Genomic DNA, 25,902 nt, shown 5'->3' on the forward strand with positions numbered 1-25,902 from the left:
CAGGTATTAGTCAAGTTTTATTTTTTCTATTTCGACTAATTTGTTTGTTTTTCTACAACTGCGGGTATAATGATGTATACGAATTTAGTTTAAAGTGGAGGGGAAGACATGGGCAGAAACAAATTAGGTAAATTCATTATTTATGGCGCACTTTCCGGTGGTTTAGTAAGCATGTTGGATCGAAATACTCGTATACAGGTAACAAAAAAAATACGGGATTCCGTGACAGATGTACGTTTTTATAAAAAAAATCCAGACATACTTAAATGGAAGATACAAGAGAAAACAGAAAAAGTGCAGTCTGTATATGAGCAATTATCTGGAGACGCCACATATATTAAAGAACAGGTTGATGAATTGAAATCACTTACTCCTCAAGTTAAAGACTTAATGGTCAATACGAAGGAAGCTTTTACGGAATCCAAGGATGAATACAAGTCAATTATCACTGAGACACCTAAAAGTGAACTTCCCATAGTAAAAAAGTGAAAGGTGTCGAAAGGACTGAAAAAAATGTGAAAAAGAATAAAATCTCAACTCCTCTCCCCATTAAAGACGATAGGTCTCTCAATGGGGAGAAGAAAAAAAGTGGATTCATGAAAGACTTTGCACTTATGCGATTTTTCGAAGATGTAAAAGAAGGTGACCTGGAGCAATTTGATGTTACAACGACAAATGGTTTTTTCAAAGAACTGCTTGTCCGGATTAAAAAAGTCGATGTTACGGGCTTAGGCTCGCAATTGGCTTTCTTTTTCCTATTGTCATTATTTCCTCTATTAATCTTCTTATTTACATTATTACCTTATTTGAATCTTGACCAAACAGAGATAATGTTGTTCATACGGGATTATGCACCTGGAAGTGTTTCTATGCTTATTGAAGATACGTTAAAAGATATTTTAAATAATAGTAATGCAAGTCTTTTGTCAATCGGTGCTCTTGCAACAGTTTGGTCTGCCTCCAAGGGGATGAATGCATTAACGAAGGCATTGAATAGATCCTACTTTACCGAAGAGACCCGCTCATTTATCGTAGCGAGGGGAATGTCTATCATTTTCACCCTTATGCTAATTGGCGTCCTTATTATTGCACTTGTGTTACCCGTTTTCGGTAAACAGATTGGAATATTTGTATTTTCGTATCTTGGACTTGAGGGAGGCTTTCTCACTTTATGGAGCAGTTTGCGGTGGGTTTTGCCACCGGCCCTTATCTATGTTGTATTTACATTGATTTACTGGCTAGTACCGAATTTGAAAGTGAAATTTAAAAGTGTGTATCCTGGCGCTATATTTGCAACGGTCGGATGGATTATTGCGTCCCTAGCTTTCTCATTCTATGTCGGAAGCTATGGGAATTATTCCAATACGTATGGAAGTATTGGTGGGATTATTGTTTTGATGATGTGGATGTACTTCTCAGCTATCATTCTCATGCTTGGCGGACAATTGAATGCAGTTATGACAGAACGTCAAGAAGCAAAACATGCAAAAGAAAAAAGCAATGCAGTTTAACTAAACTGCATTGCTTTTTTAAATGATAAAGTGATTTTATAGGTTGAACTATTGATTCTATATAATCTCCAGCGAAGGCTACCCCTGTAAGGCGCCGAGCGTTGTTGAAAGGATCCTTTATATCAGCATATACTTAAAGTATTGGCTTATTCCAATCGATTGAGCATGCGCAAACCATTTAAAATAACAAGTATTGTACTGCCTTCGTGACCTATAACTCCTAAAGGCAAATCAACAACTTGCATGAAGTTGGAAATGATCAATATCGCAATAACCGTAATCGAAAAGAACACGTTCTGTTTTACGATTCGCTGCATTTTGCGCGATAACCTTAAAGCGTATGAAATTCGCGTCAAATCATTTTGCATAAGGACGATATCTGCTGTCTCAAGAGCAACGTCTGTGCCATCTCCCATTGCAATTCCTGATGTTGCAGTCGCAAGGGCAGGGGCGTCGTTAATACCGTCTCCAACCATTCCAACCGTTTTGTGTTTACCCATTAGCTGTTTTAGATGTTCCACCTTGTTTTCTGGTAAACATTCGGCTACATATGCGTCTACGCCTGCTTCTTTTGCGATAGCGGCAGCCGTCTTTTCGTTGTCACCTGTTAGCATTACAGTGAACAGACCAGCTTGCTTTAAGTTTAGTATTGCTTGCACCGCATCAGGACGTAACGTATCTTTCAGGGCGGCGACAGCCATTATGCCTTTGTCATCTTTTAGGAAAATAACTGTTTTACCTTCTTCGGCAAGAGTTGCTGCAACCCCATGGTGGAATGATTCTGCTATCTCCTTACCAACAAAACGTGGATTACCAACAAGTAGTTCGCCTGAATCAGTAAAAGCTTGAATTCCATGACCTGGTACATCCTTGATCTGTAGATTACGTGTAAGTGGTACATTTTGTTTGGCGGCAAAATTGGTAATCGCGATAGCCAATGGGTGATTGGATTGTGATTCAATACTTGCAAGAAGTGCCAAAGCTTCATCCTGACTATCTCCATCACGTACAAGGAAGTCTGTAACGACGGGTTTACCAGTAGTGAGTGTGCCTGTTTTGTCAAATGCCATCGCCTTAAGTGAATCCAGATGTTCAAGGTGAACGCCGCCCTTAAATAGAATTCCGCGTTTAGCACCATTTGAAACTGCTGCAAGTGTAGCAGGCATAATAGAAGCAACAAGTGCACAAGGAGAGGCAACAACTAGTAGAACAATTGCACGATAAATAGTCGTCATCCAGTCCCAGCCGAACACAAAGTGTGGCAAGACCATCATAATCAGAACACTTACAATGACTACTTTGACATATGTCCCTTCAAACCGCTCGATGAATTGTTGGGAAGGTGATTTTTCACTTTGTGCACTTTGAACGAGCGTGATGATTTTTTGGAAAAGTGTTTCAGAACTGGGCTTAGTCATTTCCATTTGAATAGCCCCGCTTAAGTTGACAGTCCCTGCAAATAATTCGTCCCTAACGTCTTTCGTGACGGGAATTGACTCACCGTTAATGGCGGACATATCTATTGATGTTGTCCCTTTACTAATTTTGCCGTCAACTGGGATTCGTTCGCCAGGTTTCACTAAAAGAGTAGCCCCGACTGGTAGGGTATTCGTTGCAACTTTCTTTTCCGAACCATCTTGTTGAATAAGCCACGCTTCTTCTGGTTGTAATTCCATAAGTGCGGAAATCTCTTTATGGCTTTTATTCAATGTATAGGTTTCAAGTGCACCACTAATTGCGAAGATGAATATAAGTATTGCACCTTCTGCCCAGTAGCCAATCAATGCCGAACCAACCGCCGCAAATACCATAAGCATTTCGACATTCAGTTCTTTGTTTTTAACAGTCTCTTCGATTCCCTCTTTTGCTTTGGCATAGCCGCCGATTAGAAAAGCGATGATGTAGAAGGTGATAGACAGTGTTTCTGCTTCATTTCCCCCCATTAACCAGGCAAGAAAAATAAGAATGCCGGCAATAATAGCGGCAATTAGCTCAATATGGGTCATCCAGCTTATAGATTGTCTTGTTTGGCTTTCATCTTCGATAATCAATTAAACCCCTCCTAAATGAGAATGAATATCATTTTGAGAATCCTTAATAAAGTAAAAAAGTCGATGCTATTGAGAATACATCGACTATAAAACTATAGAATATAATTATTATAACATGATAATCAGTATTATTAACAGTATATCATGAAAGGTTTAGAAATGTTATAGATGGACTCAAGTAATAAGGAGGGAATCACCAAAGAGGGGGCCTAAACGTTAATAAGGATAAAAAGTGCCCTGGTGCAGATAGTTATCTGCATCAGAGCACATTAAGTTAAAACTGATTCTGTTCTTTTACGACTTTTTTTCAGATTTTATTTTTTCTACTTGTTCCTCAAGCTCATCGACCATGCTAATTAGACGATCAATTTCATGAAGGTCAGCCGTTTCAGGTTCTATTGTTTCAAGTGTTTCTAAAAACTGATTAAGTCTAGTTTTCAACCCATCAACGGGTCCGTTTTTTTGTGCTTTATCCAATCCGTACACCTCTTTCCAATGCTTTCATCCTATATGAAATAAGTGTTTTTTTCAATTAGATGGTCGAGAAAATGAGAAAACTAATTATTTGATTTAACTAAACCTTTACAATAAATAATTTACATGATATGATACAGTTAATCAAATGAAAGGGAGGGCGTAGTGGAAGTTGATGAATCGAATCCGAAATTAGAGGAGGGGATCCGTAAACGTCTGATGGTTTTCTATCTGATGACAACTACGAATTATGGAAATTGAAAATGAAAGTTCTATTCATAAGTAAGGCCCAGTCTTAATCTGCGAAACAGATGGGGACTGGGTCTTTTTTGTTTTATATCATTATTTCAAAGTCCATCATTTTCTTGTGTTAAGATTATAGCATGCTTAACTTAATTCAGCGGAAGTCCCCCACTTACATAAGTGGCGGGATTAACGCCAGATATACATTCTAATTCTGTGGGGATTCAAACCCCTGCTGAATCAAGTTAGGCCTCCGGCGGATGTCACAGATTTTGAAGGGAATCAAAAGGGAAGGCAACCTAAGTACGCCGCTTCCTGCGGCAAAGGTTGCATACCTGCGTCCTGCAGGCACAAGCTCAATTCAAAATCTGGACGCAATCACGCCGAGGCGCGATTGATCTTAAATAAGGAGCGTAAGGAAATGAATACTTTTATACAAACGGAAAAGAAAAGGTTTTGGATACTTGTCATCATCGTCTCTATTTCTGGGTTTTCCCAAGGGATGTTACTACCACTTATTTCGGCCATCTTCGAACGTGATGGCGTTTCAAGTACGTTGAACGGTTTAAATGCGACAGGCTTATACATTGGGACTTTACTTGTTTCACCATTTATGGAGGCTCCTCTAAGACGTTTTGGTTACAAGCCAATTATTATCGGTGGGGGATTACTTGTTTTCATGTCCCTACTATTATTTCCTTTATGGAAAAGTGTTGTGTTTTGGTACATATTGCGTTTACTAATAGGAATAGGGGACCATGCTCTCCACTTTTCTACCCAGACGTGGATTACAAGTTTTTCTCCGCAACATCGGCTAGGCCGGAATATCGCGATTTACGGTATGTCGTTTGGATTGGGCTTTGCGGCAGGTCCATTATTTGTAAAGCTTGTCGATGTATTCGAAGGGTTACCTTTTATCGTTTCGGGCATTCTTTGTTTACTTGCATGGTCGCTTGTCTTTAGTCTGAAAAATGAATTTCCCGACATTGTGAAAGGGAAAACGGCGGAAGGAAATGTTTTTAAACGGTTCAAAGCAACAATTGCTGTTGCGTGGTTAGCGTTTCTTGGACCGTTTGGGTATGGATTTCTTGAGTCTACCTTGAATGCGATGTATCCGGTGTATGCACTTAGAAGTGGCGTCAATCTGACAGCTATTTCCATAATTCTTTCGTCGTTTTCTGTGGGAGGAATCGTTTCGCAGCTGCCGCTAGGAATACTATCTGACAAAGTGGGAAGAAGACGGGTTATTCTTATTGCTTTAAGTGGGGGTAGTATTGCATTTTTTGTTGCAAGTATGGTGGAGACTTCTGTTGTTGCTGTTGTCTCGATGTTCTTTATAGCTGGGCTTTTCGTTGGTTCGATTTTTTCCCTTGGCATTTCCTATATGTCTGATTTGACGCCAAAGGAATATTTGCCGACAGGGAATTTGTTGTGCGGAATGTTTTTCAGTATGGGAAGTTTAACGGGGCCTTTATTTGGCGGGCTATTCCTTGAGTTTGAGGCGAGTTTTAGTTTTTTATTAATGATTGCATTATTTTTAGCAGTTTTGTTTGTCCTATCGTTAGTAGGGAAGACCAAGAGACATGAGGAGACAGCATAGAAAAGCGTCCTCAAAGGACGCTTTTTGTTGTCTAGTTCCAGGCGCCTAGCCCCTCTAGTCGCTTCGGATCTGAAAGAAATGGCAAAGTACGCCATTGCTTTCAGCCCCTCTAGCGCTTTTCGGGTCTACCCAGGCGCTGTCACTTTTCTTTGTTGTCTAGCTTCAGGCGCCAGATGCTCGGGTCATAAGCCAGCCCGAAAGTGCGGCAAAAAGCGCCGCACTGTCGATCTGTCTTATGCCTGTCACATCTAGGCAGGCGCCTTCCGCTTTTCTTATTACCTCAGTACCGAGTCTATGTTTTCGTATTCCATGACCAGGTCGTCTAGTGAGCGGAATGTATAGCCTGCTTTTCTTGCGTCTTGGATGAAGGATGGTAGTGCTTCTGCATTGTCTGATGCAACAGTATGCATTAATATAACTGCGCCTGGATGAAGCTGGTCCATCAAATTATTATATGCGTAATCACGGCCTTTGGGTTTGTCGGCATGCCAGTCGATGAATGCGACAGACCAGAAGATATGTCGATAACCAAGCTTATTTCCTACAGCAAGAAGTTTGTCGTTAAACACGCCTGCTGGTGGTCTGGCGTAGACAGTTCGTTTGACACCCGTTAATTCATTCAATAGATCATCGAACTTTGTCCATTCTTCTTCCATTTGTTTTTCTGATAAGTTTGCCATGTTTGGATGCCCGTAAGAGTGATTTCCGATGCCGTGCCCTTCTGCAATCATTCGTTTAACAAGCGGTGTAGCACTTTTCAGGTAATGGCCAGTTAAGAAAAATGTTGCAGGTGCATCTTCTTTTTTCAAAGTATCTAAAATGCTTTCCGTGAAACCATTTTCGTATCCGTTATCGAATGTCAAATAGGCGACTTTTTCATCAGGTTTACCTTTGTATATAGCGCCGTGTTTATCAAGCATTGCATTTAGTGAAGCTCCCGCATCTGGGGGAGTACCCCCTGTTGCTTTTTTGAACCCCCAATGGAATTCTTCCGCATCAGCAGTGAAGGGATTGAATAATACCCCTGCCACAAGGATGAAAGCCGCGGCTAAAATACCAAGTCCATGCTGTTTTATCATCATTAAAACGCACCTTCCCTTTTTAGGTAGGATGCGCGGTTAACACTGAACTATACAAGAAATGAAACCGATTATGCCGAAGCGAAACGATAGAACATGTATACTGAAAGAAAGCAGGGAGGTTTATAAATAGTGCCTGTTATTACAAAAATAACACAACAGAAAAAAGATCACGAACGATACAATATCTTTCTGGATGAAAAGTATGCATACAGCGTACATGAATCAGTTCTAGTAAAGTTTGGGCTTTCAAAAGGTATGACGCTTGAAGATTGGTCCATTGATGAGATGGTCTATGAAGATGAAATAAAGAAAGCGTTCAATCGTGCCTTACATTACCTTGGCTTTAGAATGCGCAGTGAATTTGAAGTGAAGAAAAAACTACTGGATGCAGGATACGGTGAAGCAATCGTACTGGAAGCCATTGTAAAGTTGAAAAATCTAGGGTTTTTAAATGATGAAACTTTTTCAGATGCATTACTTCAAACGCAAAAACGGACTTCCAGTAAAGGACCACGAGCAATCCAACAAGAATTACAACGAAAAGGGATAAGGAAGGAGTTGCAGGAAAAAGTGTTAGACTCCTATTCAGAAGATGAACAACTCGAAATTGCTACAAAACTTGCAGAAAAAGCCGCGAATGCAAACCGCTCCGTTGCTCCTGCCCAACTTAAACAAAAAATACAATCTGCATTGCTCCGTAAAGGTTATTCGTTTGATATTATAAAACAAGCACTCGCCGGCATCGATTTTGATCGCGGAGAAGATGAATGGGCGGGTATCACTGAAACGGTTGGTGAGAAGGTATGGCGTAGATACAGTTCGAAATACAGCGGTAGCACAAGGGCTAATAAAGTGAAGCAAGCGATGTATCAAAAAGGAATATCTTTTGACCTAATAGACAACTTTATTGAAAAAAAGGAGAATGAAGAAAATGGAGACTGAAAAAAAATATAGTGAAATGACGGAATACGAGCTACGTACTGAAATCGGTAAACTGCACGAAAAAGGACAAAAAGCCGAACAACTTGGTATTTTGAACGAATATGCGGTCTATCAAAGGAAAATGGTCATGGCCCAGTCTTTTTTAATCGATCCGAAAACAATTATACCTGGAGAAATCTATAAGATTGAAGGCGATGATGGTGTGTTCTTCCAAGTAGATTATTTGAAAGGCCGATTTGCCTGGGGCTACCGACTTGGTGGAGAACGTGCGGATGAAGCATTGCCTATAGCGATGTTGAAACCAGTGAAGAGTGGGAAGTAAATACTTATAAGCGCACTAACATCCACGGTGCCAATTGAATGGCACCGACTGCTATTTACGAATTGGGTATGAAATTCAATTTCTTACGAAGCTTGTCCTCTGAAAAAATCCAACCTGTATAGGAGTTTACAACATTCAAGTCTTTGTCGACATGTGCGACTGCGACGAATGGATAATAACCCTTACTCCGGTAGCGAAGATCGATAAGCCGCACCTCTGTCATATTACCTGCAGTTGAAATGGACCATCTATAAATTGGCGAAAATGAAGTAAAGGCCTCCACGTTTTTGTCGCTCATTGCTACATCTACTTCAGGCATTTTTGGCATTGGCTGCCTATCGAATCGGTCGTAAATCGTTATGGATCTGCCGTAAGCGCGTCCAACATAGTGGCATGTGTCAGAAGAGGCAGCTATCCTCCATTGGAAAAAGCGCATTGTAGGAATGATGATAATTTCATTTGCGTCGGGAACAGTATTGTATACAGCTTTTTTTACAGCTGATTTCACCAAGAAACGTAACAAGTAATAGAGAAAAACGACTGCATACAGTATTGAGAATGTGTATATAGGATTTGCACCTAGTGCCCAAATAATAATGGCAGTAATGTGAAAAGCAAAAATGAGTGGATCGAATGTATTGATAACACCAATGGCAATCCATCTATTGGAAAACGGGCGTAAAGCCTGTGTTCCATAGGAATTGAAAATATCTACAAATACATGAAGAAATACAGCGAAGAAAGTCCAGGCCCATAAATGAATGAAGGCGGCATCCGGAATTAGGAAGGACAACAGAATTGATATGATTAGCGGCCATAGAAGAACGGCTGGTATCGAATGTGTTATGCCACGGTGATTCCTAATGTAGACTGCGTTGTTCCTTAATTTCAAAACTGTATCAATATCAGGGATTAGCGAACCGACTAAGATTCCCGTAACGACAGCAGTCATTGTTGCGGTATTAGAAGAAACGACAGGATCCACCATCGCGAGACCGCCAACTGCTACACCCATGACAATATGTGTTCCAGTATCCAAAATAATCACTCCTTTTGCACTGAAGATTGCCTGAAGCATTGGATGAAAACACTTAAGGTTATCTACATATACGAAATGTATACCCCAAACACAGTACTAATAAGCATATTCGATAAGGAGCAAATGATGCAAATAGTTGAGAATAAAGACAAGTTTCGCGAAGCTTTACTTTCTTGGTATCTTCGTGAAAAAAGGGACTTACCATGGCGAAATACGTCAAATCCATACTATATATGGGTTTCAGAGATAATGCTTCAACAAACACGGGTGGATACAGTGATTCCGTATTATGAACGATTTATCGCGCGTTTTCCGACGATGGAATCACTTGTTGAAGCCGATGAGTCAGATTTATTGAAAATGTGGGAAGGTCTTGGCTATTATTCGCGCGTACGAAATTTGCAATCCGGTGTAAAAGAAGTTGTGGAAAACTACGGAAGTGAAGTACCTGCAAGCCGAAAAGAGATTTCGGAGTTGAAAGGAATCGGTCCATATACAGCGGGCGCAATTTTAAGTATTGCATTCGGGCTTCCGGAGCATGCAGTAGATGGCAATGTTATGCGTGTTATATCCAGACTTCTTCTAATCGATGACGATATTGCAATTCCCCGTACTAAACGTATTTTTGAAAACGTCATTATGGATTTAATCGATCAAGAGGATCCATCTTCCTTCAATCAGGGGTTAATGGAACTGGGAGCGACCATTTGCACGCCAAAGCCAAAATGTCTTCTTTGTCCGGTTCGTGAGTTTTGTCTAGCCTTCAACGAGGGGAGACAAGAGGAATTTCCTGTTAAGACGAAAAAAGTGAAAATGAAAGTTGTTCCAGTAGCATCATTTGCCATGAGAAATGAAAAAAATGAATGGTTACTTCGTAAACGCTCTGAAAAAGGACTCCTTGCGAATTTGTGGGAATTTCCAATGATTGAATTGGCAAGTTTACAAACGCCCAAAGAATTAGCAAGGGTGGAATGTGATATCGAACTTACAGAACTTCTTTCATTCAAACATGTCTTTTCTCACTTAACATGGGATTTAACCTGTTATACGGGTCTAATCCAGGGCGACCATAAGATTCCTGATGGCTACCACTTTTTTTCTAACAAAGAAGTTGAGGAATTACCAAAACCGGTTCCCGTTTTGAAGATTTGGGATGAAGTCAAACAGCAATTAACGGGTAATGACGGTAAATAAAGTAGCGGCGACTGTTCATTTCCCTTGTAATAAATTCCAATGAATAAAGAACTCCCTTTTTGTACATGTTATTAGCACGGAGGTGAAAATCCATGACTAACAACAACCCGAATCAAACTGATGCGAATCAGGTACGAAAACAAAACCAACGATCACAACAGCAATCAGCACAAAACACGAACAACATGAGTGAGGAAATTGGTTCCATAACTGATGTAGAACAGGTTAGGAAGCAAAACCAACAATCTGAAGCGAACATGAAAAACGCTTCTGGAGCACGTTCGAATCAGTTCGAAAACGGTTCGAAGTAAGTGGATGGACATCACCGGCCGGTAGAAGCATAGCGCTTCTGCCGGTTTTTTAACTTGATTCAGCGGGGGGTTAACCCCCCGCTGAATAATGGAACTCAGACTAAGAACGCCGCATCCTGCAGGCACAAGCTCAATTCAAAATCTGGACGCAATCACGCCGAGGCGTGATTGATTACATAATAGAAGGCTGTAAATACAAAGTAAGGATTGAATTGTTTCAATTTATGCTGTTGAATTGGTATAATGATGAAATATAATGGTGCTTCGAAACTTTCCGGTATCAAAAAGGTAGGTGTAATCATGGTAATAGCCACAGAAGGAGAAACGATCCAAGTACATAGTTACAAGCACGACGGCAATATCCATCGAGTTTGGGAAGAAACGGTGGTGCTGAAAGGAACCCGTAACATTGTTATCGGAGCTAATGAACGCACGCTCGTTACAGAAGCCGACGGTCGCACTTGGTTGACACGGGAACCTTCCATCTGCTATTTCCATGCAGAGCATTGGTTCAATATAATTTGTATGCTAAGGGAAGATGGCGTCTATTACTACATTAATATGAGTTCTCCGTTTGTTTACGATAACAAATCACTGAAGTACATCGATTATGATCTTGATGTAAAGGTCTTTCCTGATATGAGTTATATGATATTGGATGAGGACGAGTATGCTGACCATAAAGAAAAGATGGGATATCCTGAAGTTATTGATCAGATATTACATCGCAATCTCGATACACTTCTTAGTTGGATAAGACAACGCAGGGGTCCTTTCGCCCCGGATTTTATAGAGGTCTGGACATCGAGGTATGAATTCTACAAACAGATCAAAAATAGTAGGTGAAGAGCCTGACCGCGAAAAAACGCGGCGGGCTTTTCCTATTTTCGTAAAGAGGAGGCAATTAAATGGGGGATAGCATAAAGCGCTACTTGAAATTTGTTAAACCGTATAACTTGCAAATCATTCTTACAATCCTAATCGGGATTGTGAAGTTTGCGATTCCGCTTTTCATTCCTATACTTATGAAAATCGTTATCGATGAAATTATCGGTTCGGACACATTGTCTTCCGAAGAGATGACTCGACAATTATTTTATTGGCTAGGGGGGACGGTACTGGTCTTCTTTATCATCCGACCGCCAGTTGAATATTACCGGCAATATTACGCGCAGTATGTAAGTAACAAGATTTTATATGACATCCGGCAGGAATTGTATGCGCATTTACAAAAGCTAAGCCTTAGTTACTACTCAAATACACGTGCGGGTGAAATCATTTCACGTGTTATCAATGACGTGGAACAGACGAAAAACTTTGTTATGATAGGGCTTATGAACGTTTGGCTTGATCTGGCGACGATTCTCATCGCAGTCGGAATCATGCTTACAATGGACGTTCCACTAACGTTGGTCACTCTTCTTGCATTCCCTTTCTACGCATATAGCGTGAAACATTTCTTTGGCAAGCTTCGAGAATTGACAGGTAAACGGTCCCAGGCCCTTGCAAATGTACAAAGTTATTTACATGAGCGTGTTGCGGGCGTAAGTGTTATAAAAAGCTTCGCACTAGAAGAAATTGAGCAGGAACGTTTCGATAAAACGAATGGTCAATTCCTTGAGAAAGCGCTTGACCACACAAGGTGGAATGCCAAAGCGTTTGCAGTTGTTAACACAATTACAGATGTTGCACCACTTCTTGTACTATCTTATGCAGGTTACCAGGTTATCAATGGTCATTTATCGGTTGGAACAATGGTTGCGTTCATTGCGTTCATTGACCGATTGTACGGGCCTTTACGTAGATTGGTTAATTCATCTACTTCATTAACGCAATCTTTTGCGTCAATGGATCGCGTTTTTGACTTGATGGAAGAGACCTATGGGATTACAGACAAAAAAGATGCGGTACCTTTACCACCTATTTCTGGAAAATTGGAATTTGAAATGGTGAGTTTTGCCTACGAAAAAGACGGAGTACCTGTTTTACATGGTATTGACTTTACAGTGAATTCGGGAGAGACTGTGGCCTTTGTAGGTATGAGCGGAGGAGGAAAGTCGACAATCATCAGCCTCATTCCAAGGTTCCATGATGTAACCGGCGGGGCAGTACGAATTGACGGCTATGATTTACGCGACATAGAAGTGAAATCATTGCGGGATCAAATCGGTATCGTTTTACAGGATAGCATCTTATTTAGTGATTCCGTGAAAAGCAATATCTTAATGGGAAAACCGGATGCTACTGATGAAGAAGTAGTAGCAGCAGCAAAAGCGGCGAATGCGCATGACTTTATAGAAGGTTTACCACTCGGCTACGACACGAAAGTGGGAGAGCGTGGTGTAAAATTATCTGGCGGTCAAAAACAGCGAATCGCCATTGCCCGCGTCTTTTTAAAAAATCCACCTCTTCTCATTTTGGATGAGGCGACTTCTGCACTTGATCTTGAGAGCGAAGCGCTTATTCAGGAGTCACTTGGAAGGCTTGAGAATGACAGAACAACTCTCATTGTCGCGCATCGTTTATCAACGATTACACATGCTGACAAGATATTGGTTATCGATGATGGTGAGTTGAAAGAAATGGGTACACACAACGAATTAATGGACAAGGAAGGGATTTACCATAGTCTTTTCCAGGTGCAAACATTAGGTCACGCCAAATAAAACTTAAGCCTTATTAAAAAGGACAACCCCGAAAGTCATGGACTTTCAGGGTTGTCTTTTTTTCTGTTTTTAAAGAATAGTAAATTAGTATTGCAATAAATTCAGTAACTTGTATAATAGTGAATAACTTTTAAATTCAGAAAAACAAAAGATTTAAAAAAGGGTGATCTGATGAGTGAGCGAAAAACCATTCTCCAAGTAAAAGATTTACAGACGACCTTTTTCACAGATTCTGGCGAAATACCGGCTGTTGATCATATTGATTTCCATGTCAAAGAAGGAGAGATTCTTGGAATTGTCGGGGAGTCTGGCTGTGGGAAAAGTGTAACATCACTATCGATTATGGGACTGATACCACAACCACCGGGGAAAATAGTAGGTGGTGAAATAGTATTCCAAGAAAATGACTTATTGAAGATGACAGAACGTCAGATGCGGCAAATTCGTGGAAATGATATCGCGATGATTTTCCAAGAACCGATGACGTCTCTTAATCCTCTATTTACAATCGGGAATCAGATGTTGGAGGCGATTCTTATTCATGAAAAGGGATGGTCCAAAAAGAAGGCAAAAGAACGTGCTATAGAAATGTTGCAACTCGTAGGATTGCCTCGCGCAGAAGAGATGTTGCAAGACTATCCTCACCAATTATCGGGGGGGATGAGACAGCGTGTGATGATTGCCATGGCACTTGTCTGTGACCCGAAAGTACTAATTGCGGATGAACCGACTACTGCGCTTGATGTAACAATACAAGCACAGATTTTGAAGCTAATGAGGGAATTAAATACACGTTTGAATACGGCGGTCCTTCTTATTACACATGACCTCGGTGTTGTCGCTGAAACTTGTGAACGAGTTATCGTAATGTATGCCGGGCAGATTATTGAAGAATCACCAGCGAAACAAATATTCGATGATCCACAACATCCATACACGAAAGGTCTAATCCAATCAATTCCGGATATGCGTTTTAAAAAAGATAGGCTGTACTCAATTCCAGGTAGCGTTCCAAAACCCGGCTCCATTAAACAGGGATGTCGATTTGCTGCGCGATGTGAATTCGCATTCGATCGTTGTATAAAAGAAGACCCTGAACTCTATGAAACTTCGGATGCACACCAGACCCGATGCTTCCTATATGACAAGGAAGGGGCGGAAATGGATGACAACAAAACCCTTATTGAAAGTCGATAATCTGAAAAAGTATTTCCCAGTAAAAAAAGGGATGCTTGGAAGGACAGTCGGTCAAGTGAAGGCTGTTGATGATGTTTCTTTTTATGTCAATGAAGGAGAAACGCTTGGCATAGTTGGTGAATCTGGTTGCGGTAAATCGACGACTGGAAGAATGCTCATGCGGCTTCTAGAGCCAAGTGAGGGGAAAGTGGAATTCGATGGGCAGGAGCTGACGTCTTTATCGTCTGATGAGATGAGAAAAACAAGACGGGATATCCAGATGGTGTTCCAAGATCCGTATGCATCCCTCAATCCACGACATACAATCGGGAAAATTTTGGAAGAACCTCTTATTGTTCACGGCTTGGATAACGCAAAAGAACGAAAAGAAAAAGTACGTAAATTTCTAGAAATTGTTGGCCTTAGCGCCTATCATGCCAAGCGGTATCCGCATCAGTTCAGTGGGGGGCAACGGCAACGTATCGGGATAGCTAGAGCTCTTATGACGAATCCCAAACTAATTATTGCGGACGAACCGGTATCCGCGCTAGACGTATCGATTCAATCACAAGTATTGAATCTTATGCAGGATTTACAGAAGGATTTCAATCTCACATATATCTTCATAGCTCATGACTTAGGTGTAGTGCGACATATAAGTGACCGTGTTGCCGTAATGTATCTTGGGAAGATGGTTGAAATTGCGGAGAGTGAACAGTTGTATGTAGAACCGTTACATCCATATACACAGGCGCTATTATCGGCTGTTCCTGTACCTGATCCAGACTATAAAAAGGAACAGATTGTTCTGGAAGGTGATATTCCGAATCCAGCCAATCCGCCGTCAGGGTGCACATTCCATACTCGTTGTCCTTTTAAAATGGATATCTGTACAAAAGTAGTACCCGAACTTATTCAACATGGTCCAGGTCATTCTGTTGCTTGTCACCTTTACGGTGACGAGAGTGACAATGATATAAAAAAGATGGAGGGGTCTTTATGAGAAAAAGCAAATTGTGGTCACTTGCCTTAATGCTTATCCTCGTTCTTTCAACAGCGCTTGCAGCATGTGGGCAAGATGGGGAGAAGGACGGAAGTAGCAAAGACGATGAGAGTGGAAAAACGGAACCTGCTAAAACATTGGTGTTTGGTCGCGGTGGAGATTCTACATCACTCGACCCATCTAGAACAACTGAAGGTGAAACATTCAAAGTCACGGTCAATCTTTACGAAACGCTTTTAAATTTCGGGGAGCAGGACACGACAATTCAGCCTGGTCTTGCAAAAGAGTGGGAACCAAGTGAAGATGGCTTGACGTATACATTTACACTGCAAGAGGGTGTTAAATTCCACGATGGAACAGACTTCAATGCAGAAGCGGTCGTCAAAAACTTTGAACGCTGGGCAAACGGAGATGCGGATACATTCCCGTATTACAATTCAATGTTTGGTGGATTCAAAGGGGATGAAGGGCATGTGATTGAGTCTGTTACAGCTGACGGAGACAATACTGTCATCATTAAATTGACGCGTCCACAAGCACCATTCTTGAAGAACATTGCAATGAGCATGTTCGCAATTGCAAGTCCAACAGCATTTGAAAAAGATGCTGACGAATTCGAAAGAAATCCTGTCGGTACAGGACCGTTCCAGTTTGTGGAATGGAAACCGAATGAAACAATCACGATTGAAAAATTCGATGATTATTGGCAAGATGGTCTGCCTAAACTTGATAAGGTCATTTTCAAATCGATTCCTGATAACTCAGCACGTCTAAACGCTTTGATGGCAGGCGATATCGATTTGGCTGACGGCATCAACCCATCTGACGGAGCCGCGATTGAAGATAACGACAAGTTACAATTGTTTGAACGCCCGTCTATGAACGTGGGTTACCTAGGTCTTACAGTTACACGTCCTCCATTCGATAAGAAGGAAGTACGTCAAGCGATGAACTATGCAATTGATAAAGAAGCAATTGTTGAAACGTTTTTCGAAGGTCGTGCGGATGTAGCAGTCAATCCGATGCCGAAATCCATTTCAGGTTATAACGATGAAATCGAAGGCTATCCGTATGATCCGGAAAAAGCAAAAGAACTCCTTGCAGAGGCCGGACTTGCTGATGGATTTGAAATGGAATTATGGGCAATGCCAGTACCACGTCCATACATGCCAGACGGTTCTAAAGTTGCTGAAGTTATTCAGAAAAACCTTGCAGATGTAGGTATTACAGCAAAAATCGTTTCACATGAATGGGGAACTTATTTAGACTTGGCAAGTAAAGGTGATGCAGATGCGTTTATGCTCGGCTGGACTGGGGATAACGGAGATGCTGATAACTTCTTGTATGTCCTTCTAGATGAAGATAATATCGGAAGTAATAACTATACGTACTATAAAAACGATGAACTACATGACATTTTCATTGAAGCTCAAACTGAAATCGATGAAGATAAGCGAATTGAACTGTATAAAAAAGCGCAAGAAATCATCCATGAAGATGCACCGTGGGTTCCACTTGCCCACTCTACACCACTTCTTGGCGGAGCTAAAGACTTGACTGGATTTGTTCCTCATCCAACTGGATCGGATTTACTTTCAAATGTAGATTTCGAGTGATTGACAAGAAGGGGGAGAAGTCCAACGGATTTCTCCCCTTTTCTTTTACCACTAATTGTACATAGTGAGAAAAGAGTAAGAGTGGAGGGGTGAAAATAATGCTTAGTTATATTGGAAAAAGGCTACTGCAACTTATACCTGTCCTACTTGGGATGACGTTCATCGTATTCATGATAATTCGGGCGATCCCAGGGAATCCTGCGCAAATCATTCTCGGACAGCAGGCTACAAAAGAGGCAGTTGAAGCATTGACGGTAAAACTGGGTCTGGATAATCCGTGGTATATCCAATACTTTAATTACCTTGGTGGAATTCTAAAAGGAGATCTTGGCGAGTCGATGAAAACGCGTTTGCCGGTAGCGGACGAAATATGGCCCTATTTAGCAGCCACATTTGAACTTGCGTTGTTCGCTATCATTATTGCTGTTATCGTCGGTATTAATGCGGGTATCATTTCTGCTTGGTTCCAAAACTCCTGGTTCGATTATACCGCAATGATTCTTGCACTTATCGGCGTATCGATGCCGATTTTCTGGCTTGGTCTTATGGGTCAATGGATGTTTGCGTTGGAACTGGACTGGTTGCCTGTAACAGGACGCGATGAAGTCAGGACTCCCGTTAATTCCATAACCAATTTGTATGTGCTCGATACGATTATGCAAGGACGTTTTGACCAATTGGGGGTTGTATTTAAACATTTAATATTACCAGGGTTGGCCCTTGCAACGATTCCGATGGCCATCATTGCGCGGATGACACGTTCAAGTATGCTCGAAGTAATGCGTTCGGATTATATACGAACTGCACGTGCAAAGGGACAGAAAATGTTTTGGGTAGTTTACAAGCATGCACTTAAAAATGCGATCATCCCTGTATTGACAATCATCGGACTTCAAATGGGTATGCTATTAGGTGGTGCGATTTTAACAGAAACGATTTTTGCTTGGCCAGGTGTGGGTCGTTATATTTACGACGCAATTGGTGCGAGAGATTACCCTGTCATTCAATCAGGTATTTTGATTGTCGCTTTCTTCTTCGTCATGATTAACTTACTTGTCGACTTGTTATACAGCCTGATTGACCCGAGGATTAAATATGATTGAGGAAGGGGGAATCGTATATGTCTGAACTTGTACCAAAAGTTGACGGAATTGCTGAAGCAAAACTTGAAAAAACAACGGGCCCTTGGCGTGAAGCGTGGAACGGATTTAAAAAGAGTAAAGTAGCAGTCGTTGGTGTAGGTATTGTTGTTTTTTTCATCTTACTTGCCATTTTTGGTCCGTTTCTTGTTTCTCAAGGCATCAATGATCAATCTTTACCAGATCGACTACTTCCTCCTTCCTCTGAGTTTTGGCTGGGGACAGATGACTTAGGAAGGGATATCCTCTCACGTATCGTCCATGGAGCTCGTATATCATTGTGGATTGGTTTCTTTTCGGTTATCGGTTCAGTAGTAGTGGGAAGTGCTCTCGGCATAATCGCAGGTTATTATGGGCGTTGGATAGATACAATCATTTCCCGTATTTTCGATATAATGCTTGCATTCCCTTCGATTTTACTTGCGATTGCGATTGTATCCGTTTTAGGTCCTAGTCTGCAAAATGCACTTATCGCAATTGCGATTATCAATGTTCCAAACTTTGGTCGTCTTATACGATCGAAAGTTCTTAGTATTAAGGAAGATGAGTATATAACCGCGGCGAAAGGGATTGGCATGAAGGATTCTAGAATTCTTATTTCGCATATTCTGCCTAACTCGATGGCTCCGGTCATTGTTCAGGGAACTCTCGCGGTTGCAACAGCTATTCTTGAAGCGGCAGCACTTGGCTTTCTTGGATTGGGTGCAGAGGCGCCGACGCCTGAATGGGGTAAAATGTTAGCGGATTCAAAGAACTATCTTCAGTCAGCTCCTTGGACAATGATTTTCCCGGGAATTGCAATTATGCTGACGGTCCTTGGCTTTAACCTAATGGGTGATGGCTTACGTGATGCATTGGATCCAAGGATGAAAAGTTGAAACGTAACAAAAAAGTATCCTTTTAGTCGTTTTGTACAGCGACTGACGGGATACTTTTTGTTTAGTAAAAGTCTGCTTCCATCTTTTTATTCATTTCATTACTATGGTAGGTTTGAAACAAGTTGATAAGTTTATCGGAATGCTCTAGTTGTTCTTCGTAATTTAAAAGCGCCGATAAGATATGAAGGAGATGATAAGCTGAAAACTCCTCTTCTTCTTTTGTTATGTTAATCTCTTTGACGAAAATGTCCATTACTTCATGACGTTGTAAGTAATCTGCATTTGGTGTAAAAACAGTATTGTCCGATTTGAGTTTTCCGACAAATTTCAAATGTAATTGTTCGTGGTAAGTAAGTAAAGTATCCAAACGTTCTTGAATCATCATCCGAAAATGCTCGGGTAAGCTAATAAGCTCACTTTCAAATTGGTGGAGTTTTTTCAATAGCTCATAGCTACTTTTTGACGTGGAAATCATTTGTCTATAAATAACAAGTTTTCTCGCCTTTACTCTTGTATTCTTTTTACAGTAGCTTCGTTCTTCTTTGAATAACATGTAAAGTTCTTCGACTTGCTTTAGACGTCCTTGCAATTTCTTCAACGCCATTTTCGTCGAGCCGTGTTCAGATGCCTGCCTTCCGACAAGGCGGGTCCAGCGAATAATCTCATCTTGTGCTTGATGGATTGTTTGAAATAACTTCGTTTCATACTTAGGCGGCATGAAGATAAGGTTAATCAGGAAAGCAGCGAAAACACCAATTGTAATTGTTACAAAGCGTAGTAACGCATAGTTTAGAAAACTTTCGCTTTTGATTTCCACTATGGCAATCATCATGACGAGTGCCATAGAAATGGACTTTTCAAGTTTCAGTTTAATCATAACCAAAATAATGAAAACGCTGGCAAGACCGACAACTACCAATTGTTGACCAAATAAAAGAACGAAAGTGATTGCTATAAATGCACCGATTAAGTTCCCTTGGGTTTGCTCAATAATTCGTAAATAAGATCTGTAAATGGAAGGCTGAATGGCAAAGATGGCGGCGATTCCTGCGAAAATAGGAGTCGGCAGATGTAAAGATTCTGCCACGAACAATGCGAAGACAATCGCAAGGGCCGTTTTAAAAATGCGGGCGCCTAGTTTCATGGTGTTATTCCTTTCTTTAAGAAGCATTTTCCGCTACTGTTCCTTAACAATACAAACAGATTAATCGTTTATGATAGTTGCTAGTTCTTCGAATGATTTATCTACAGCAACAAGCGTTTCTTTTACGATTTCTTCAGTATGGGCAGTTGTCAGGAACCATGCTTCGTATTTAGATGGAGCAAGATTGATGCCGTTTTTCAGCATAAGTTTGAAGAACTTCGCAAATACGTCTCCGTCTGTCGCTTCTGCTTGGTCATAGTTTTCTACCTTCACATCTGTAAAGAAGATTGTGAACGCGCCGCAAAGACGATTTATCGTTAATGTAATGCCATGCTCTTTTGCATATTTCAGAATCCCTTCTTCAAGTAGAGCACCTAGACGGTCCAATTCATCATAGACACCCGGCGTTTGCAGTACTTCGAGACATGCGATTCCGGCAAGCATCGAAGCGGGATTTCCGGCCATTGTTCCAGCTTGATAGGCGGGCCCGAGTGGAGCGACCTGTTCCATAATTTCTTTTTTACCACCGTACGCACCAATCGGTAAGCCTCCACCGATTATTTTGCCTAGTGCAGTCAAATCGGGCGTCAAACCAAGCAGATTCTGTGCACCGCCGTAATGGAATCGGAATGCTGTGATGACTTCGTCGTATACAATCAATGCGCCTTTTTCGGCAGCGAGCTCATGTACAAGTTGAAGGAAACCCTCGTTCGGCTCAACGATACCGAAGTTACCAACGATTGGTTCTACAAGGATACAAGCAATTTCGTCTCCCCATGTAGCCATTGCTTCCTTATAGGCTTCAGGATTATTGAATGGAATAGTGATGACTTCTTCTGCGATTGATTTTGGTACACCTGCCGAATCAGGAATCCCAAGCGTTGCCGGACCAGATCCTGCTGCTACAAGCACAAGATCCGAGTGTCCATGATAGCAACCTGCAAATTTCATAATTTTTGAGCGTCCTGTATAAGCACGTGAGACGCGGATAGTCGTCATGACTGCTTCTGTTCCGGAGTTTACAAAGCGGACTTTATCCATTCCCGGTATTGCTTTCTTCAACATTTTTGCGAATTTCACTTCATGTGGAGTAGGTGTTCCATAGAGTACGCCTGTTTGCGCAGCTTGTATAATAGCCTCTGTTATATGTGGGTGAGCGTGACCGGTAATGATTGGACCGTATGCTGCGAGATAATCGATATATTTGTTGCCGTCAACATCCCAGAAATAAGCACCTTCTGCTCGTTCCATAACTGTTGGAGATCCACCGCCGACAGCACGGTACCCTCGTGACGGGCTATTTACTCCTCCTACAATATGTTCGCACGCTTCTTTATAGATTTTTTCTGAATTCGTTCTGTTCATTTTCTATTCCTCCGTTCAATTCTTTACCCTATCCATTCTAACAATATTCATCGAATACGCCAAAGAAATTGAAAGAAATTGCCCAGTCCGTTACGATTAAGGAACTATAGAATTGGAGGAATGGACTATGATGACACTAGAAGGTATGCAGGCACCAGACTTTTCATTGCCAAACGAAAGTGGAGACACGGTATCCCTTCAGGATTTTGCTGGAGAGAAATACGTAGTTCTCTATTTTTATCCCAAAGATGCAACGCCGGGATGTACGACAGAAGCTTGTGATTTTCGTGATGCACACGAAAGTTTTGGTAAGTTGAATGCGGTAGTGTTAGGTGTAAGTCCAGATAGTGGCGCTTCTCATGAAAAATTCATCGGAAAACATGACTTGCCATTCTCGCTACTTGTTGACGAATCCCATTCCGTTTCCGAGAAATACGGCGTTTGGAAGTTAAAGAATAACTTCGGTAAAGAATATATGGGTATTGAGCGTTCGACTTTTTTAATAGATCCGACAGGAACGGTCGTAAAAGAATGGCGGAAAGTAAAAGTACAAGGGCATATTGAAGAAGCGCTTCATACGTTGGAGCAACTGACGAATTCTTGAAAAAGTGGGGGATGGAAGATGGAAGTTGTATTCACATTCAACATAAAAGACCATCAGAAAGAGAACTTACGTAAAACGTTTAGGGATGTGACTTTTCATTTTGACGAAAAGATGGAAGGTACAAAAATGGAAACGGCGACTGTTATTGTGACATATGGAGATGACGTGGATGATGGTGCGCTAGATCGTGCGAAGTCTTTAAAATGGTTAATGGTTGCGTCGGCGGGAATGGAGAAAATTCCTTTTGCTTCTATTGCAAAACAGGAAATCTTACTGACAAATGTCCGGGGGATTCATAAAACGCCAATGGCAGAAACCGTGCTTGCGCATATATTGGCTCTTAAACGTTCACTGCCACTCATTTATGAACGGCAAAAAAACAAAGAATGGAGCCGTAACCACAGTTCTTCTGAGTTAAAAGGTTCTACAGCAATTATACTTGGTCCTGGCGCCATTGGTTCCGAAATCGGTAGGTTATTACAAGCTTTCGACGTTCGAACAATCGGATGTAACCGATCAGGACGGGATTGCGCGTCGATGGATGAAATTATCCTTTTCGCCGATTTGGAAAGCAGGCTTCCGGATGCTGACTACGTTATTTCTGTATTGCCGAGCACTCCTGAAACGAAAGGTTTATTGACAGAGGCTCATTTCGACTCCATGAAAGATTCGGCGGTCTTCATGAATTTCGGACGGGGGGACCTTTTGGATGAAGAGATTCTTATTAAGGCACTGAAAACAGGCAAGATTGGACATGCTGTGTTGGATGTTTTTCAAACGGAGCCGCTCCCTGTTGAGAACGAACTATGGACACTGCCGAATTGTACCGTATCACCACATGTATCCAGCCTATCGGGTAAATATGTCGATCGGGCACTTATCCTTTTCGAAGAAAATCTAGTAAAGTTCCAAAATGGCGGGGCGGACCTGGTAAATAGGATTGAATTGGATAAAGGATATTGATTGTAGATTGTCATAAGGTAGCTACAGTAAACGAGTAGTAATAACGCGAATTAGTTGACATACAGGCCCTTATTTCAGTAAACTGATGATAATGATTATAAAGTAATAATCTTTATGAAGTGAGGTGCATAACGATGTCTGAGCATAAATTAAATGACTCACTCGATACATTGAAAAAAAGCGGTGTCAGAATTACGCCACAGAGGCATGCGATATTGGAATATCTTATTTCCACTGAATCACATCCGACGGCTGACGATATTTATAAAGCGCTTGAAAGTAATTTCCCAAATATGAGTGTTGCAACAGTTTACAATAACTTGCGTGTATTCCGTAACGCGGGATTGATAAAAGAGCTTAATTATGGAGATGCTTCAAGTCGTTTTGATTTTGTAACACATGATCACTATCATATCATCTGTGAAAAGTGTGGAACGATTGTTGATTTTCATTATCCTGGGCTTGAGGAAGTCGAACATTTGGCTACTCACGTGACGGGGTTTGAAGTAGGTTCACACCGATTAGAAGTTTATGGAACTTGTCCAGCATGTATTGATAATGCTGCGAAAGTGAATTAAAAACATCCGCCACTTTCGAGGGGAAAGTGGCGGATGTTTTTTTTGAAAGAGAAGAAAGTAAAACTTTTTTAACATGGATTACTTTCCAGCTCTAGTGCTTGTCGCCCCCAACAAAGGCGCTGTCGAATTTCCTATTTTGAATTTTCCTTAGCATCGACGTTATTTCGATTTGGACGATTATATGCTTCATCAAATTCTTTACCTTCCAGTGTCGGGTCCGTCGTTAGTGGTTCGCGGCAATGTCCACACATATCAACCCGTCCAAGCATTTTTGTTTGTTTTCCACAGTTTGGGCATGCAATCTGTATTGCTTTGGTGGATAACAATCCTATCCAGGCATATACAACCGTGCTTCCAATGATGGCGAGCATACCAAGGACCATAAAAATGAGCATGACGATTTCATTTTTTCGAAAGAAAATCCCGAGATACATAATAACAACGCCGATAAATATCAAAGACAGTGCGAAGGTACGTATCCGATTAATTTTATTTTTATATGGTTTCATAAAGTATTCCTCCTTACATATCCCAATTACTATATCATATAATTCTATTCATACGTTATTTATCCTATTCAAGTAAAGGATTTTTCAATGTAGCTGTCGAAAGATAAACGTTAAGGAGGTGACGTAGTGGAACAGGTGCTAAGACCAATTTATCAAGAACGGGCAAGTTTTCCAGATACGCTCGGTGTCATCCTTGTAGAGAAAAGAAGGAAAGATGACCCGATTACAGATACATTTGATGCAATCCTTCTTATTATCACTACTGATGATGAAGTACCGATATTCACAAAGCACTACACAGATGGTGAAGAAAAAGCGGTCATGCATATAATCAGTGAAAAGCAACTTCACAAATGGCTTCTCCTCGGTTCAAAAAGAAAAGTTGTGGATTGGTTATTTTACGGAAAAGTTTATTTCGATCGTAATGAGTTTGTTGAGCAGTTAAGATCAGAGATGTGGGAGTATCCGTTTTACGGACGCAATATGAAAATGGGGCTTGAACTTTCTAAACTCGTGAGGGGGTATATAGAAGGGAAAACATTTTTCGAACAAGGAAGTCATATGGATGCCTACCATCATGTTGTGGAATCACTACACCATCTCGCAAGACTTGCGGTAATCGAAAATGGTCTTTTCCCTGAAGTGACTGTATGGTCCCAGGTGAAAAAAATTGACCCATCAATCTATAAACTTTATGAAGAGCTCATCACAAGTCAGGAACCTTTGGAAAAACGTCTTGAGCTACTGTTTCTAGCAAGTGATTTTTTTATCCATAATCGAACCGCGGATGGCGCGCGACATATTATGGATGTCATGATGGAGAAGCAGCAATGGACAATTCAAGAACTCTATGAACAAGAAGAGCTTAAAATGTATTCCATCAATCTTGAAGTGTTTATAGAGTTTTTAGTTGAAAAAGGTTTTATCCAAGTTGTGAAGAGTGATTCAAAAAACGAATGGATTTATCATCGTGATTACAGGGTAGAATGATGGTTAAACAGGTTAAAGGGGGCGGTTTCATATCGCCCTAATAAACTTGTTGACATATAAATAGAAACCGTGCTATTATAGTAAGCGTCGCTTGAGGAGATAACATAAACCTCCCGAAAGAAAGTTTTGAAAAAGACTTGACTCTCGAGTTCGATGATGATAAATTAAGGGAGTTGCTTTTTAGAGGCAGCCGAATGAACCTTGAAAACTGAACAGCAAAACGTCAATGAAATACAGCGAGAGTGCCAAGTGTACTCGAGCAAAACATTTCTGAGTAACTGACTTATGTCGGAGCGAAGAAATACAAATTGTCATTAATGAAGAGTTAAAATACATTCTTTTAATTAATGCCAGCAAGAAATGAGCAGGAGAAAAATGAAGTACAATTTTTCTTTACTCATTCTCTTCTATTATGGAGAGTTTGATCCTGGCTCAGGACGAACGCTGGCGGCGTGCCTAATACATGCAAGTCGAGCGGACAATAAGGAGCTTGCTCCTTATT

General features: G+C 41.0%; 25 protein-coding genes and 1 rRNA gene. 19 read left to right on the plus strand and 7 right to left on the minus strand.

Features of this window, described 5'->3' with window-relative positions; genetic code table 11:
- The first annotated feature begins 108 nt into the window (after positions 1 to 108).
- Both FILTAD_RS04265 and FILTAD_RS04270 read left to right on the plus strand, forming a co-directional pair.
- Positions 109 to 489, plus strand: coding sequence for a YtxH domain-containing protein (locus FILTAD_RS04265; RefSeq protein ID WP_124069274.1), 381 nt, complete (start codon positions 109 to 111; stop codon positions 487 to 489).
- Between the two features lie 107 nt (positions 490 to 596).
- Positions 597 to 1,511, plus strand: coding sequence for a YihY/virulence factor BrkB family protein (locus FILTAD_RS04270; protein ID WP_124069300.1), 915 nt, complete (start codon positions 597 to 599; stop codon positions 1,509 to 1,511).
- 146 nt (positions 1,512 to 1,657) lie between these two features.
- Here FILTAD_RS04270 and FILTAD_RS04275 read toward each other — a convergent pair whose 3' ends face one another.
- Together FILTAD_RS04275 and FILTAD_RS04280 are read right to left on the minus strand one after the other, a co-directional pair.
- Positions 1,658 to 3,517 carry a heavy metal translocating P-type ATPase gene (locus FILTAD_RS04275; RefSeq protein ID WP_124069301.1) on the minus strand — a complete coding sequence of 620 codons (1,860 nt, stop codon included), beginning with the start codon at positions 3,515 to 3,517 and terminating at the stop codon, positions 1,658 to 1,660.
- A 339-nt stretch (positions 3,518 to 3,856) separates the two neighbouring features.
- Positions 3,857 to 4,039 carry an SE1561 family protein gene (locus FILTAD_RS04280; protein WP_124069275.1) on the minus strand — a complete coding sequence of 61 codons (183 nt, stop codon included), beginning with the start codon at positions 4,037 to 4,039 and terminating at the stop codon, positions 3,857 to 3,859.
- Between the two features lie 571 nt (positions 4,040 to 4,610).
- On the opposite strand from FILTAD_RS04280, the gene FILTAD_RS04285 reads away from it, so the two are divergent.
- Positions 4,611 to 5,879 carry an MFS transporter gene (locus FILTAD_RS04285; RefSeq protein ID WP_486599172.1) on the plus strand — a complete coding sequence of 423 codons (1,269 nt, stop codon included), beginning with the start codon at positions 4,611 to 4,613 and terminating at the stop codon, positions 5,877 to 5,879.
- A 275-nt stretch (positions 5,880 to 6,154) separates the two neighbouring features.
- On the opposite strand, the gene FILTAD_RS04290 is transcribed toward FILTAD_RS04285, so the two are convergent.
- Positions 6,155 to 6,958, minus strand: coding sequence for a polysaccharide deacetylase family protein (locus FILTAD_RS04290; protein WP_124069303.1), 804 nt, complete (start codon positions 6,956 to 6,958; stop codon positions 6,155 to 6,157).
- A gap of 132 nt (positions 6,959 to 7,090) precedes the next feature.
- On the opposite strand from FILTAD_RS04290, the gene recX reads away from it, so the two are divergent.
- Both recX and FILTAD_RS04300 read left to right on the plus strand, forming a co-directional pair.
- Complete coding sequence (recX, locus tag FILTAD_RS04295; RefSeq protein ID WP_124069276.1) at positions 7,091 to 7,903, plus strand: recombination regulator RecX; 813 nt, start codon at positions 7,091 to 7,093, stop codon at positions 7,901 to 7,903.
- Complete coding sequence (locus FILTAD_RS04300) at positions 7,893 to 8,225, plus strand: YfhH family protein (protein WP_124069277.1); 333 nt, start codon at positions 7,893 to 7,895, stop codon at positions 8,223 to 8,225. Before recX ends, FILTAD_RS04300 begins: the two co-directional genes overlap by 11 nt.
- A 55-nt stretch (positions 8,226 to 8,280) precedes the next feature.
- Here the strand turns inward: FILTAD_RS04300 and FILTAD_RS04305 are convergent, their stop codons facing one another.
- On the minus strand, positions 8,281 to 9,264 hold the full coding sequence (locus tag FILTAD_RS04305) for a metal-dependent hydrolase (protein ID WP_124069278.1): 984 nt from the start codon (positions 9,262 to 9,264) through the stop codon (positions 8,281 to 8,283).
- 126 nt (positions 9,265 to 9,390) lie between these two features.
- Between FILTAD_RS04305 and mutY the strand changes: the two genes are divergently transcribed.
- The 9 genes from mutY (at position 9,391) to FILTAD_RS04350 (ending at position 19,247) form a co-directional block, all read left to right on the plus strand.
- Complete coding sequence (mutY, locus tag FILTAD_RS04310; RefSeq protein ID WP_124069304.1) at positions 9,391 to 10,458, plus strand: A/G-specific adenine glycosylase; 1,068 nt, start codon at positions 9,391 to 9,393, stop codon at positions 10,456 to 10,458.
- Between the two features lie 92 nt (positions 10,459 to 10,550).
- Entirely contained in the window at positions 10,551 to 10,769 is a 219-nt protein-coding gene (locus FILTAD_RS04315) for a gamma-type small acid-soluble spore protein (RefSeq protein ID WP_124069279.1), read from the plus strand.
- Positions 10,770 to 11,069: 300 nt separating this feature from the next.
- Positions 11,070 to 11,615: a nucleoside tri-diphosphate phosphatase gene (gene ntdP, locus FILTAD_RS04320; protein ID WP_124069305.1), complete on the plus strand. Its 546-nt coding sequence runs from the start codon at positions 11,070 to 11,072 to the stop codon at positions 11,613 to 11,615.
- A gap of 62 nt (positions 11,616 to 11,677) precedes the next feature.
- Positions 11,678 to 13,435: an ABC transporter ATP-binding protein gene (locus FILTAD_RS04325; RefSeq protein WP_124069280.1), complete on the plus strand. Its 1,758-nt coding sequence runs from the start codon at positions 11,678 to 11,680 to the stop codon at positions 13,433 to 13,435.
- 171 nt (positions 13,436 to 13,606) lie between these two features.
- Complete coding sequence (locus tag FILTAD_RS04330; protein ID WP_124069281.1) at positions 13,607 to 14,632, plus strand: ABC transporter ATP-binding protein; 1,026 nt, start codon at positions 13,607 to 13,609, stop codon at positions 14,630 to 14,632.
- Positions 14,601 to 15,614: an ABC transporter ATP-binding protein gene (locus FILTAD_RS04335; RefSeq protein ID WP_124069282.1), complete on the plus strand. Its 1,014-nt coding sequence runs from the start codon at positions 14,601 to 14,603 to the stop codon at positions 15,612 to 15,614. Before FILTAD_RS04330 ends, FILTAD_RS04335 begins: the two co-directional genes overlap by 32 nt.
- Positions 15,611 to 17,230, plus strand: coding sequence for an ABC transporter substrate-binding protein (locus tag FILTAD_RS04340; RefSeq protein ID WP_124069283.1), 1,620 nt, complete (start codon positions 15,611 to 15,613; stop codon positions 17,228 to 17,230). Before FILTAD_RS04335 ends, FILTAD_RS04340 begins: the two co-directional genes overlap by 4 nt.
- Positions 17,231 to 17,328: 98 nt before the next feature.
- The gene (locus FILTAD_RS04345) at positions 17,329 to 18,333 is read left to right on the plus strand and encodes an ABC transporter permease (protein ID WP_124069284.1); all 1,005 of its coding nucleotides are present in this window, start codon (positions 17,329 to 17,331) and stop codon (positions 18,331 to 18,333) included.
- Positions 18,334 to 18,350: 17 nt separating this feature from the next.
- Positions 18,351 to 19,247: an ABC transporter permease gene (locus tag FILTAD_RS04350; RefSeq protein ID WP_124069285.1), complete on the plus strand. Its 897-nt coding sequence runs from the start codon at positions 18,351 to 18,353 to the stop codon at positions 19,245 to 19,247.
- 61 nt (positions 19,248 to 19,308) lie between these two features.
- Here FILTAD_RS04350 and FILTAD_RS04355 read toward each other — a convergent pair whose 3' ends face one another.
- Positions 19,309 to 20,391, minus strand: a complete 1,083-nt coding sequence (locus FILTAD_RS04355; protein WP_124069286.1) for an FUSC family protein — start codon at positions 20,389 to 20,391, stop codon at positions 19,309 to 19,311.
- Between the two features lie 60 nt (positions 20,392 to 20,451).
- Positions 20,452 to 21,756 (minus strand): glutamate-1-semialdehyde 2,1-aminomutase, encoded by a 1,305-nt coding sequence (locus FILTAD_RS04360; RefSeq protein ID WP_124069287.1) that lies wholly within the window; start codon positions 21,754 to 21,756, stop codon positions 20,452 to 20,454.
- 130 nt (positions 21,757 to 21,886) lie between these two features.
- Here FILTAD_RS04360 and bcp point away from each other — a divergent pair, with 130 nt between their 5' ends.
- The 3 genes from bcp to perR all read left to right on the plus strand — a co-directional run bounded on the left by bcp (position 21,887) and on the right by perR (position 23,901).
- On the plus strand, positions 21,887 to 22,360 hold the full coding sequence (bcp, locus tag FILTAD_RS04365; protein WP_203229649.1) for a thioredoxin-dependent thiol peroxidase: 474 nt from the start codon (positions 21,887 to 21,889) through the stop codon (positions 22,358 to 22,360).
- Between the two features lie 18 nt (positions 22,361 to 22,378).
- Entirely contained in the window at positions 22,379 to 23,323 is a 945-nt protein-coding gene (locus FILTAD_RS04370) for a D-2-hydroxyacid dehydrogenase (RefSeq protein ID WP_124069289.1), read from the plus strand.
- A gap of 134 nt (positions 23,324 to 23,457) precedes the next feature.
- Positions 23,458 to 23,901: a peroxide-responsive transcriptional repressor PerR gene (gene perR, locus FILTAD_RS04375; RefSeq protein ID WP_124069290.1), complete on the plus strand. Its 444-nt coding sequence runs from the start codon at positions 23,458 to 23,460 to the stop codon at positions 23,899 to 23,901.
- 131 nt (positions 23,902 to 24,032) lie between these two features.
- On the opposite strand, the gene FILTAD_RS04380 is transcribed toward perR, so the two are convergent.
- Complete coding sequence (locus FILTAD_RS04380) at positions 24,033 to 24,410, minus strand: YgzB family protein (protein ID WP_124069291.1); 378 nt, start codon at positions 24,408 to 24,410, stop codon at positions 24,033 to 24,035.
- Positions 24,411 to 24,536: 126 nt separating this feature from the next.
- Between FILTAD_RS04380 and FILTAD_RS04385 the strand changes: the two genes are divergently transcribed.
- Positions 24,537 to 25,400 (plus strand): nucleotidyltransferase-like protein, encoded by an 864-nt coding sequence (locus FILTAD_RS04385; protein WP_124069292.1) that lies wholly within the window; start codon positions 24,537 to 24,539, stop codon positions 25,398 to 25,400.
- A 409-nt stretch (positions 25,401 to 25,809) separates the two neighbouring features.
- Positions 25,810 to 25,902 (plus strand): 16S ribosomal RNA (locus FILTAD_RS04390); the annotation flags it as partial.

This window comes from Filibacter tadaridae, assembly GCF_900609045.1.
GTDB lineage: Bacteria > Bacillota > Bacilli > Bacillales_A > Planococcaceae > Sporosarcina > Sporosarcina tadaridae.